Annotated in this window: 9 protein-coding genes (1 of these 9 cut by a window edge); 7 read left to right on the top strand and 2 right to left on the bottom strand. The window is 68.1% G+C overall.

Going from position 1 to position 12,062, the window contains the following annotated elements:
• Nucleotides 1-146: 146 nt before the first annotated feature.
• Nucleotides 147-602 carry a MarR family winged helix-turn-helix transcriptional regulator gene (locus A9K58_RS18550; protein WP_065200733.1) on the bottom strand — a complete coding sequence of 152 codons (456 nt, stop codon included), beginning with the start codon at nt 600-602 and terminating at the stop codon, nt 147-149.
• 764 nt (nt 603-1,366) lie between these two features.
• Between A9K58_RS18550 and folE the strand changes: the two genes are divergently transcribed.
• From folE to A9K58_RS18530, 4 genes are all read left to right on the top strand, one after another.
• Nucleotides 1,367-1,978, top strand: a complete 612-nt coding sequence (folE, locus tag A9K58_RS18545; protein ID WP_065200732.1) for a GTP cyclohydrolase I FolE — start codon at nt 1,367-1,369, stop codon at nt 1,976-1,978.
• Between the two features lie 112 nt (nt 1,979-2,090).
• Complete coding sequence (locus A9K58_RS18540; protein ID WP_065200731.1) at nt 2,091-3,560, top strand: DUF3375 domain-containing protein; 1,470 nt, start codon at nt 2,091-2,093, stop codon at nt 3,558-3,560.
• Complete coding sequence (locus A9K58_RS18535; RefSeq protein ID WP_065200730.1) at nt 3,547-4,248, top strand: DUF4194 domain-containing protein; 702 nt, start codon at nt 3,547-3,549, stop codon at nt 4,246-4,248. Before A9K58_RS18540 ends, A9K58_RS18535 begins: the two co-directional genes overlap by 14 nt.
• Nucleotides 4,249-4,264: 16 nt before the next feature.
• Nucleotides 4,265-7,645, top strand: coding sequence for an ATP-binding protein (locus tag A9K58_RS18530; protein ID WP_065200729.1), 3,381 nt, complete (start codon nt 4,265-4,267; stop codon nt 7,643-7,645).
• A 105-nt stretch (nt 7,646-7,750) separates the two neighbouring features.
• Here A9K58_RS18530 and A9K58_RS18525 read toward each other — a convergent pair whose 3' ends face one another.
• Nucleotides 7,751-8,530, bottom strand: a complete 780-nt coding sequence (locus tag A9K58_RS18525) for a sulfite exporter TauE/SafE family protein (protein WP_065200736.1) — start codon at nt 8,528-8,530, stop codon at nt 7,751-7,753.
• A gap of 82 nt (nt 8,531-8,612) precedes the next feature.
• Between A9K58_RS18525 and A9K58_RS18520 the strand changes: the two genes are divergently transcribed.
• The 3 genes from A9K58_RS18520 to A9K58_RS18510 all read left to right on the top strand — a co-directional run.
• Complete coding sequence (locus A9K58_RS18520; protein ID WP_065200728.1) at nt 8,613-9,005, top strand: YchJ family metal-binding protein; 393 nt, start codon at nt 8,613-8,615, stop codon at nt 9,003-9,005.
• A 107-nt stretch (nt 9,006-9,112) separates the two neighbouring features.
• Nucleotides 9,113-11,296, top strand: a complete 2,184-nt coding sequence (locus tag A9K58_RS18515; protein ID WP_081284169.1) for a lytic murein transglycosylase — start codon at nt 9,113-9,115, stop codon at nt 11,294-11,296.
• 22 nt (nt 11,297-11,318) lie between these two features.
• A protein-coding gene (locus A9K58_RS18510; RefSeq protein WP_065200734.1) for a DUF2628 domain-containing protein crosses the window boundary here: on the top strand, nt 11,319-12,062 show its 5' portion. It continues 30 nt past the right edge of the window; the window shows 744 of its 774 coding nt (coding positions 1-744); it begins with the start codon at nt 11,319-11,321; its stop codon lies beyond the right edge, outside the window.

Genomic DNA, 12,062 nt, shown 5'->3' with positions numbered 1-12,062 from the left:
GGGGACGAACACTCCGTGGAGACTGAATTCACCGGACATCGGCAGGGGCGGGGGCGAGGTGGGGAGGGGAGGGAGAACGAAACAACGGCAACGGGCAAAAGCCGCTGGCGCGTGCACGGCAGCGGCGGTGTTCGAGGGCAGCGGTCCTACGTGATGCGGTCGGCGGCCTCGGCCAGCAGGCGCCATGCCTTGAGCACGGCGTGCAGTTCATCCATGGAAAGTTCGCCGAACACGTCCTGGCGTAGGCCGATCAGCTGGTCTTCCAGCTCGCTGACCAGCGCATGGCCCTCGTCGGTCAGCCACAGCAGGTTGGCGCGGCGGTCGCTGGCGTCGTTTTCGCGGCGGACCAGGCCGCTGGCGCACAGCTTGTCCAGCAGGCGTACCAGGGAGGGACCCTCCATGCCCAGTTGCTGGGCCAGCGCCACCTGGCGGATGCCACCGCCAGAGCGGCCGATCATCAGCAGGGGCATGGTGCAGGCGGTGGAGATGCCGTAGCTGCCGAGCCGGCTGTCGGCCAGGCGCTGCCACTGCCGCCCTGCGTAAAGCAGGCCGGAGCTGAGCTGCATCTGCAGCACGGTGCGTTCGTCGAGGGGGCGTTCCATAAGAGATAGATAGGATACTACTAATTTCATTCCTATCAATGGGTTTTCCTGAATGGGTGGGCGTGTTGAGGAAAGCGTTGCGCCTGCTGGCTATCGATTGGGGCAGCGGGGGCCGGACGGTGCAGGACACGCCGTGAACCCCCCTCCGGGGTCCGGCCCAGCCGCTGGCGGCTGTGCGTTCGGGCGCTTGCGAGGCATGCCTCGCAAGCAAAGCGCCCTCACCCTTGGGGGCTCGGCCGCGGCTTGCTCGTGTGCGCGTCCTGCGCACACGGCAAGACCGGGGTCGGGCGTCCTGCCCAACCCGCCCGAGGCACGCCTCGGGCCCCTGCCGCGGACGGTCCTGCCCCGCCCGGCCCCCGCTGCCTTCCCATCACCCCGCGAGCGCGGTGGGTTGGCTCTTAGAAGCAAGAGCAGAAGCAGTGCGGACCAACGGTCCGCACCCACCACGGCAGTGGCCAAAGCAGCCGCACGACGCATTTCCGAAGCCATGACACCCAGCTTTTGACCCCGCTTCCGGGCGGTCCGGCCGCGCCCGCAGGAAACTGTCAGGGATGGGGAAGGGCGGCAGGGCAGGACCGTGAGGCGCATGGATGCGCCGACCGAGCCCCCATGGATGGGTTTACGGCGTGTCCTGCCCTGCCGCCCTTCCCCATCCAGACCCGTAACAGGCAGGCGCCGCCAGACCCCCGATGAACCCGACCAACAGGACGACCCACCCCCCGGTCGGGTACGATGCTCGCCCCCCGTTCGGGACGCTGTACGCAATGAGCAAGAACAACGAAAAGGCCGCCACGCAGGGCGACGTGACCCAGGACCAGGCCGAGGATGCCGTGCGCACCCTGCTGCGCTGGGCCGGTGAGGACCCGTCCCGCGAAGGCCTGCTGGATACCCCCCGCCGTGTCGCGGAAGCCTACGGCGACTGGTTCAGCGGCTACCGCGACGATCCGCGCGCATACATGGAGCGGACGTTCGAGGAGGTGGCCGGCTATGACGAACTGATTGTCCTGCGCGACATCGAGTACGAAAGCCACTGCGAACACCACATGGCGCCGATCATCGGCCGCGTGCACGTCGGCTACCTGCCCGCCGGCAAGGTGGTGGGCATCAGCAAGCTGGCCCGCGTCGTCGAAGCCTATGCCCGCCGCTTCCAGGTGCAGGAGAAGATGACCGCGCAGATCGCCCAGTGCATCCAGGACGTTCTGCAGCCGATCGGCGTCGGCGTCGTCGTCGAAGGCGCCCACGAGTGCATGACCACCCGCGGCATCCACAAGCGGGGGGTCAGCATGGTCACTTCCAAGATGCTGGGCAGCTTCCGCGACGATGCGCGCACCCGCGCCGAGTTCCTGCGTTTCATCGAAGTGGGCGGCAAGCGCTGAACCGCCTGTTCGCACCCCGCCGGACGCTGCCGGGCGGCGCGCCGACGGCTGCCCCCGTGGTGGCCCTGCGCCGCTGCCCGACCTCGCCAGCTCTTCCTGATTATTTCGCTGCATGAAGCATCGCGAACGCATCCTCCGTTATCGCCACCTGCGCGAACAGCCCCAGTGGAAACTGCTCGCGGCCGACCACGCCCCGGAAATCATCGGCCTGTTGCAGGGCCTGCTGATGGACGGCGAGCGCACGCTGCCCTCGTCGGTGCTCAGCGAGCGCCTGCAACGTGCACTGGACCAGCTCAACGGCGACGAACTGTCGCGCGAGCTGCCGCGCACCGCGCAGGCCTATATCGCGCACTGGCTGGCCCAGGGCTGGCTGGAACGTCGCCTTCCCGAGGGGGCCGATCAGGAGCAGTACGAGTTGTCGACGGCCGCGCTGCAGGCGATCCGCTTCGCCGATGGCCTCGAACAGGCCCGCGTGGCCGCCACCGAAAGCCGCCTGGCGCTGGTCATCGAGCAGCTCTCCCAGCTGGCTGCGCAGACCGAGTCCGATCCGGATGCCCGCCTGTCCGCATTGCGCGACGAGCGCGACCGCATCGATGCCGAAATTGCCCGCGTCAGCGCCGGTCGCGTCGTTGCGCTGGACGGCAAGCGCGCGCTGGAACGCGCCCGCCAGATCATCGGCCTGGCCGACGAGCTGACCGAGGACTTCCGCCGCGTGCGCGACGATTTCGAGCGGCTCAACCGCGATTTCCGTGAACGCATCATCGACGACGAGGGCGAACGCGGCGACGTGCTGTCGCAGCTGTTCGAGGGCGTCGACGTGATCGGCGAAAGTGATGCCGGGCGCAGCTTCCAGGCCTTCTGGCGCCTGCTCAACGACGCCGAACAGAGCGCGCAGCTCGACGCCGCGCTGGAAGCGGTGCTCGCGCGCGGTTTCGCCCGTCGCCTGGACCGCAATGAGCGCAACTTCCTGCGCGGCTTCACCAGCACCATGCTCGAGCGCGGTGGCCAGGTGCACGATGTCCTGCAGCATTTCGCGCGCAGCCTGCGTGGCTTCGTGCAGAGCCGCGGCTACCTGGAGCAGCGCCGGCTCAACCAACTGCTGAAGCAGGCGCAGTCCGAAGCGCTGGCACTGCGTGACGAGTTCCCCGCGCAGCGCGCCATCGGCCGCGACCTGCAGCTGACCACCAGCCGCCTGCGTTCGTGGTCGCAGTGGAAGCTGCACGACCCTCGCAGCGCCCAGGTCGACGGCAATGTCGAGTACAACGACGCGGCCAGCATCAGCCTGGAAAGCGTCGGCGATCTGGTCGCCTCGTCTGAAATCGACTTCCGCACCCTGCGTCGTGACCTGCACGACCTGCTCGACGCGCAGCCGCGGCTCAGCATTGCCCAGGCCTTGTCGCAGCGCGATGCACCGCAGGGGCTGGGCAGCGTCATCGGCTACCTGTCGCTGGGGACGCGCTTTGGCAACGTGATCGCCGGCGAACAGGAGCTGGCCGAATGGCGCGGCGGCGACGGCCAGGTCCGTCGCGCCCGCATCCCGCTGGTTTGGTTTACCCAGGAGAGACGCCATGAGCTGGCATGAAGATCCCATCGAGGCAACGCAGGCCGAGCTGGCGGAAGACGCCTACGAAGCCGGGCCGGTAGCGGCCGCGGCCCAGCCCCGGCGTGGCAACGACGTGTACTACCTGGGGGATACCGGTCGCCTGCCGCTGGATGCGCGACGCGCGCTGTGCCAGCTGCTGATCGGTCCCAGCATCGACCAGCTGCGCCACGCCAGGTTGTGGCCGGCGCTGATCCGCAGTGAAGCGGCCATCCGTTCGGCGCTCTCGGACCTGTTCCTGGAGCTGGTGCTCGATCGTGACAGCGGCGTGGCGTTCACCCGCCAGGCCGATACCGAGGATGTCGACGCGCCGGTGCTGCTGCGCACGTCGCCGCTGACCTTTATCGACTCGGTGCTGTTGCTGTACCTGCGTCAGCAGCTGGCCGAGGCCGACGCGCGCGGCAACCGCGCGGTGGTCGCCGACGCCGAGATGGCCGAAGCGCTCGCCATCTACGAAAAGAACCTGTCCACCGACCGCGCCGGCTTCAATCGCCGCGTCGCCTCGGCGGTGCAGAAGATGAAGGACAACCACATCCTGACCCGCCTCAGCGGCCAGGACGATCGCCACGAAGTCTCGCCGGCGTTGAAGCTGCTGTTCTCCGCCGAAGACGTGTCCCAGCTTTCGGCGGTCTATCGCCAGCTGCGCGAAACCCCGGCCGCCGAGGCCTGAGAGACCCGAACATCGCATGGCCATTTCCAAGCACACTCCCGCCCTGTTCAATGAAGGCCTGCCGGACCCGCGCCTGCAGCAGTTCCGCATGCGTCGCCTGCAGGTGCACAACTGGGGCACCTTCAACGGCCTGACCGAAGTGCCGATCGCCGAGCGCGGCTTCCTGTTCGTCGGCCGTTCCGGCTCGGGCAAGTCGACCCTGCTCGATGCCATGTCGGCACTGTTGACGCCGCCGGCCATCGTCGACTTCAACGCTGCCGCCCGTGAAGCCGAGCGCAGTGGCCGTGACCGCAACCTGGTGTCCTACGTGCGTGGCGCCTGGGCCGACCAGCAGGACAGCGGCACGGGCGAAATCGCGACCCAGTACCTGCGCAAGGGCGCAACCTGGACCGCGCTGGTGCTGGAGTACCGCGCCGGCGACGGCCGCGTGGTCAGCCTGGTGCGCCTGTTGTGGATCTCCGGCAGCGGTACCTCGGCGGGCGACGTGCGCAAGCACTACATGATCGCCGAGCGCCCGTTCGACATCGCCAAGGATCTCGGTGGCTTCGACCTGGACCTGCGCAAGCTCAAGCAGAAGCTGGCCGACGTCCATCATTTCGACACCTTCTCCGGCTACGCCGAGCGCTTCCGCGACCTGCTCGGCATCGACAACGAGATGGCGCTGCGGCTGCTCCACAAAACGCAGTCGGCCAAGAACCTGGGCGACCTCAACGTCTTCCTGCGTGACTTCATGCTCGACACGCCGAAGACCTTCGACGCCGCCGAGCGCCTGGTCAGCGACTTCGCCGAGCTTGATGGTGCGCACCAGGCGGTGGTCACCGCGCGCCGCCAGGTGGAAACCCTGCTGCCGGCCCGCGCTTATTACGCCGATCTGAAGGAAATGCACCGCCAGCGCGGCGACGACGAGGCGCTGAAGCTCGGCGTCGACAGCTTCCGCGAAAGCCGCCGCCAGGCGCTGATCGAAGCTCGCCTGCGCGAGATGGACGTCCGCGACCGTGGCCTGCTCGGCGAGGAAGCCCAGCGCCGCGCCGCACTGGACAATCACACCGAACGCCTGGCCGAACTGGAACTGCAGCGCCGACAGCAGGGTGGTGAGCGCATCGAGGAACTGGAGCGCGAGCAGGGCCGCGCCGAAGCCGAGCGCGACCGCCGTCAGGCCAAGCGTGACCAGGCCCGCGAAGCCGCCCGGCAGTTGCAGGCGGAGCTGCCCGAGGATGCCCACGGCTTCGCCGAGCTGGTCGAGCGTGCGCAGAATGAGCTGCAGGATCGCCAGCGTGCTTCGGCCGCACTGGATGATGCGATCAGTGACCGGCTGGGCGGCAAGCGCGACGACGAACGCCGATTCGCCGAAGTACGGGGCGAACTGGAAGCGATGCAGCGTACGCCGTCCAACATCCCCGCGCCGATGCAGAAGCTGCGTGCGCGCCTGGCCGAAGAAACCGGCATCGCCGAGGCGGCGCTGCCGTTCGTTGGCGAGCTGATCCAGGTCCGTACCGAAGAGCAGGGGTGGCAGGGCGCCATCGAGCGCGTACTGGGCGGTTTCGCGCTGTCGCTGCTGGTCGATGACAAGCACTACAGCGAGGTCGCCGAATGGGTGAACCGCACCCACCTCGGCATGCGCTTCACCTATTACCGCGTGCGCCGCAACGAGGAGGCGTTCGCCCGCGAGCCTTCGGCCAGGTCGCTGCTGCACAAGCTGGAGCTGCGCGACCACGTGTTCGAGGGCTGGCTGCGCCGCGAGCTCGGCAAGCGCTTCGATTACGAGTGCGTTGATGCCAAGCAGCTGCGCAACGTCGATCGCGGCATCACCCGCGAGGGCCAGGTCAAGCATCCGGGCGATCGCTTCGAGAAGGATGACCGCAGCGCGGTCAACGATCGCCGGCGCTGGATCCTCGGCTTCAACAACCACGACAAGGTGGGCGCCTTCGAGCGCGAAGCCCAGGAACTGGCCAAGCGCATCGCCGGCTGCGAGACCGACATCGCGCGCCTGCGCGGCCAGCGTGACCGTGACAACGAGCGCCGCCTGGCCTGCCACGAGCTGGCCAGCATCAGCTGGAACGAGATCGACGTCGCCGCCCCGCAGCAACGCTTGAGCGACATCGAAGCCACCCTGCGCGACCTGCGCGAAGGCAATGCCGACCTCGCCAGGCTGGCCAAGCAGATTGACGCCGTGCGCGCCGACATCGAGCAGGCCCGCCGTACCTACGAAGACGTGCGCGTCGAACGCGGCCAGCTGGTCAAGGAACGCGATCGCCTCGACCGTGCGCGCCAGCAGAGTCGTGCACTGGTGCTGCCGGCCCTTGCCCAGGAGCAGGAGGCCGGCCTGGCCGAGCGGCTGCAGCAGCAGGGTCCGCTCAGCCTGGAAACGCTGGAAGCGCACATGCGCCAGGTCAGCAATGCGCTCAACGAGCAGCTGTCGTCCTCGCAACAGGACCTCAACCGCATCGAGAACCAGCTGGTCGGCTGCTTCCGCCGCTTCATCCAGTTGTGGCCGGAAGAATCGGGCGATTTCACCGCGTCGGTGGCCTCGACCGAGGATTTCCTCGCTCGCCTCGAACGGCTGGAGCGCGATGGCCTGCCGCAGCACGAAGAGCGTTTCTTCGACCTGCTGCAGAACCAAAGCAAGAACAACCTGCTGGCCCTGCAGCGCCACAGCGCGGAGGCGCGCAAGTCGATCGGGCAGCGCCTGGATGAAGTGAACGCCAGCCTTGAGCAGGTGCCCTTCAACCGGGGCACGCTGTTGACCATCGAGCTGAGCGATCGTCGCCTGCCGGAGGTGGCGGAGTTCCAGCAGCAGCTACGCGAGGTACTGTCGCAGCAGCACACCGAGCAGCGCGAGCTGGCCGAGTCGCAGTTCACCGTGCTGCGCCAGCTGGTCAACCGCCTGGGTTCGCAGGAGGGCGAAGACAAGCGCTGGCGCGAACTGGTGCTGGACGTGCGCATGCACGTGGAGTTCATTGGCGTGGAGCTCGACGCGGAAACGCGCCAGCAGGTCGAGATCTACCGCAGTGGCGCCGGCAAGTCCGGTGGCCAGCGCCAGAAACTGGCCACCACCTGCCTGGCCGCTGCACTGCGCTACCAGCTCGGCGGCGCCGACAGCCAGCTGCCCAGCTATGCCGCGGTCGTGCTCGACGAAGCCTTCGACAAGGCCGACAACGAGTTCACCGCGCTGGCGATGAACATCTTCGACAACTTCGGCTTCCAGATGGTGGTCGCCACTCCGCTGAAGTCGGTGATGACGCTGGAACCGTTCATCGGCGGCGCCTGCTTCGTCGAAATCAGCGGCCGCCACGACTCCGGCGTGCTGTTGATCGAGTACGACGAAGAAGGCAAGCGCCTGAAGCTGCCCGAGCGCAGCCGCCAGCAGGCCAACGAACCGGAAGAAGCCGAGGCCTGAGGGCCTCGGGCATTCCGCCCGTAGAGCCGGGCTACACTCGGCTGCCGTCCGCGGCTGGAAACACGGTGCCGACCACGGTTGGCACCTGCCGGGTCACGACGCCCCTCACGAGGCGCGGAAGGTATCCCACGCCATCCGCGCGATCAGCACCACCACCAGGCCCACGAACAGCTTGCGGATGAAGGGCGTGCCGCCCTTCAATGCCAGCCGCGTGCCCACCACCGAACCGGTGATGTTGGCCGCTGCCATCGGCAGCGCGAACAGCCACAGGATGTTGCCGGTCGGCACGAAGAACGAGATCGCTGCAACGTTCGTCGCCAGGTTCACCACCTTCGACGCGGCCGAGGCACGCAGGAAATCCAGCCCGAAGAAGCGCACGAACAGGAAGATCAGGAAGCTGCCGGTACCGGGCCCGAAGAAGCCGTCATAGAAGCCGATCGCCGCACCGATCGCCAGTGCGATCACCAGTTCGCGGCGGCCGATCTCCTGCGGCCGGTGCAGCGCGCCGAAATCCTTCTTCCACAGCGTGTAGGCCAGCATCGCGATCAGCAGCACCAGCACCAGCGGGCGCACCGCGTCCTTGGGCAGCAGGCTTACCGCAGTGGCCCCGGCGAAGGAGAAGATGAAGGCAGTGCCCGCTGCGAACAGCACCGGCTTCCACGGGAAGCGCACGTTGCGCGCATAGCGCCAGGCGGCCGCACCGGTACCGAACATCGAGCTGAACTTGTTGGTGCCGAACAGCATCGCCGGCGTCTGCTGTGGCAGTACCGTGAACAGGCCGGGCAGCTGCACCAGGCCACCGCCGCCTACGGCAGCGTCAACCAGGCCGGCGATGAAGGCGATCACCACCAGCCACCACAACTCAGGAGGAACCAGTTCCAGCACGGCGATGAACCAGCAGGGGGGGCGCGACAGCATACGCTTGTCCGGCGTGGATGAATCCCCTCATCCCGGCGACAATACCCACATGAGCCGGAATTCCACCGATCCTTGTCCCTGCGGCCTGCCGGCTGGCTACGCCGCCTGTTGCGGCCGCTTCCATGCCGGCGAGGCGGCACCCGATGCCGAGCACCTGATGCGTTCGCGTTACAGCGCGTATGTGCGGGGCCTGGCCGACTACCTGGTCCGCACCTGGCATCCGGAAACACGCCCGGCCGGGTTGGTGCTGGAGGACGCTCCCGGCCAGCGCACGCAGTGGCTGGGCCTTGCCGTGCACGAACACACGATCACCGGTACCGGCAGTGCCGAGGTGCGTTTCACCGCCCGTTACCGGATCGGTGGCGGCAGCGCGGTGAGGATGACCGAGCACAGTCGCTTCCTGCGCATCGACGACCGCTGGTACTACCTGGACGCGGTCTGAGCCTGGATCACCGCGCAGGGCCAGGAGGGCCGCTGCCGCGCCCCCCTTCAGGTTCGGCAGCATGACTGCCACTAAGATGGCATTGCATCGGCAACATGGAGGACGCCATGACCCTTCTGACCACGCTCGGCCTGGCGGCCGCCCTTGCATCGACGCCGGCGCTGCCAACCGCTTACGGTGGCAACGATCCGGCCTTCAGCCGCTGCCTGGCCGGCTTGCAGGCCACAGCGGTGAGCCAAGGCGTCAGCGCCGCCCGCTTCAACGACATCACCAGTGGCCTCGCGCCGGACCCGAGCGTGTTGACCCTGCTCGATGCGCAGCCGGAATTCACCACGCCGATCTGGGATTACCTGGCCGCCCTGGTCGATCGCCAGCGGGTCGACGATGGCCGCGCGATGCTGCGCCAGCATCGTGACCTGCTGGATCGCGTGTCCGCGCAGTACGGTGTCGACCCGTCCACCATTGTCGCGGTCTGGGGCGTGGAGAGCGACTATGGGCGCGTGTCCGGCAAGCGCCCCCTGCTGCAGTCGCTGGCCACGCTGTCCTGCGCCGGCCGCCGCCAGGCCTTTTTCCGCAGTGAACTGCTGGCGCTGCTGAAGCTGATCGACCGTGGCGACCTGCAGGCGCAGGGCCTCACCGGTTCGTGGGCGGGTGCCTTCGGCCACACGCAGTTCATGCCCAGTACCTACGCGCGCATCGCCGTCGACGGCGACGGCGATGGCCGTCGCGACCTGGTCGGCAGCGTTCCCGATGCGTTGGCGTCCACCGCCAACTACCTCAAGCGTGCTGGATGGCGCAGCGGCGAGCCGTGGGGCATGGAAGTACGCGTCCCCGCCGGTTTCAACGCCAGCCAGGCCGGCCGGACCCAGCGCCGGGCCCTGGCCGACTGGCGGGCACGGGGCGTGACCGCGCTGGATGGCAGCGCGCTGGCGCCGGCCAACCTGCCTGCCGACGCGCGCGCCGCGCTGCTGCTGCCGGCCGGCAGCAAGGGCCCGGCACTGCTGGTGTTCCGCAACTACGACGCGATCTACAGCTACAACGCCGCCGAAAGCTATGCGTTGGCGATCGCCACCCTGGCCGACCGCCTGCGTGGCGGCAGCGGCCTGGCGACGGCATGGCCCACCGACGATCCCGGGCTCGGTCGTGACGAACGTCGCCAGTTGCAGGCCCTGCTGCTGGCACGGGGCCACGATATCGGGACCGCCGACGGCATGATCGGCACGGCGACCCGCCGCGCGATCCAGTCAGAACAGCAGCGACTGGGCTGGGCCAGCACGGACGGGCGTGCAGGGCAGCGTATCCTGCGTGCGCTGCAGGCCTCACCGGGCCCCGCACCGGTATCCACCCGCTTCACGCTTCCCAGCAACTACAGCGCCGCGCAGTCGCCGGCCATACGGAGTCGAATCAACGTGCAACAGATCCAGGGTGTACGCAGCGGCCAGTTCCAGGGACTCGATGCCTGGTTGGTGGAAACGGCCGATGCCACCGCAGCCATAAGCGTGTTCGGCGGCCAGCTGCTGTCCTTCGTGCCCAAGGGCCAGGCCGATCTGATGTGGCTGTCGCCGCGCCGTGCCGCACTGCCCACGCCGATCCGGGGTGGCAGTCCCGTGTGCTGGCCGTACTTCGGCCGCCAGGGGCAGGGCGATGATGTGCCCGCGCATGGCTTCGTGCGCACGCTTCCCTGGGAACTGCAGCAGGCCCGCCGCCTGCAGGATGGCAGTATCGAACTGACCTTGGCGCCGCCCGCATTGCAGGGCCTGGGCCTGCACCTGCGCATGACCGTCCGCGTGGGGCGCCAGCTGACCCAGCAGCTGGTCACCGAGAACACGGGCAGCGCACCGGTCACGTTCACCCAGGCGCTGCACAACTATTTCCGCGTGGGCGACGCCAGCACCGTCGAGGTGGACGGTGTCGATGGCCTTGAGTACCTGGACAAGTTCGAGAACTACGCACAGCCGCGTCGCCAGCAGGGGCCCTGGTCGCTGCGTGACCCGCGCGACCCGGGCCGCAGCGATCGCATCTATACCCAGGCCAAGGGTCGCTACGTGCTGCGCGACCCGGTACTCAAGCGGCGCATCGACATCCACACCGAAGGCAGCCGCTCGCTGGTCGCCTGGAATCCCGGTGCGGAGGCCGCCTCGAAGATGGCCGACGTCGGTGAAGGATGGCGCGAGTATGTCTGCCTGGAAGCGGCCAATGCCGGCCCGGACGTGATTACGCTGCCGCCCGGCGCGAGCCACGTACTGTCGCAGACGTTGTCGGTGGACGCATTGCGGGATGGACACCGGTAAGCACACGGGCAAGGAGGAGTTCATGCAGGAAGCACAGTGGTGGTACGCCAATGGCAGGCAGAGCAGCGGGCCGGTCGATCTGGCTGGGCTCCGCCGGTTGCAGCAGGAAGGAACGGTTACGGCGCGCACGCTGCTGTGGTGCGAGGGCATGCCGGCGTGGCGACCGCTGGCCGAACTGGAACCGGCAGCAGCCTCGGTCGGGATTTCATCGGAGGCGTCGATCGAAGCGGCGCCTGCGATCCAGAGCCACACCCCCGACGCTGGCGATCCGTCCGATCCCTATCGCGCACCGGCGGCTGCAGCGGACATGGCTGCGGCAGCCGGGCTCGAAGGCGAAATGGCCCTGTACGCAAGCGTGGTCGGTGGCAACTTTCCGATCTACCGGCAGCGCTGGCGCCTGGACCAAGGCATCGCCACGGGCAGTGGAACCTGGCACTGGCCATCGTTCCTGCTTGGCCCGGTGTGGATGATGTACCGGAAGATGTACCGCCTGGCGGCATTGTGGGTTGGCCTGCTGCTGCTGATCAGCGTGGTCGAGACGCTGTTGCCGGTCCCCGACAGCTTGTCGCTCATCATCACCGTCGCGCTCAGTGTTGCTACCGGCATGCTCGGCAACACGTGGTACCTGGCCCATTGCCAGCGCCAGATTGCCCGGGCCCGCACCTCGTCCGGTGGTGATGAAGCACGCCTGCGCAGTGAGCTCGCCGCCCGCGGCGGTACCAGCGTGCTGGCCACGCTGGTGGCCATCCTGGCGGTCTTCGTGCTG

This window comes from Stenotrophomonas maltophilia, from assembly GCF_001676385.1.
GTDB lineage: Bacteria > Pseudomonadota > Gammaproteobacteria > Xanthomonadales > Xanthomonadaceae > Stenotrophomonas > Stenotrophomonas maltophilia_J.
This window is presented reverse-complemented; position numbering and strand designations above follow the sequence as displayed.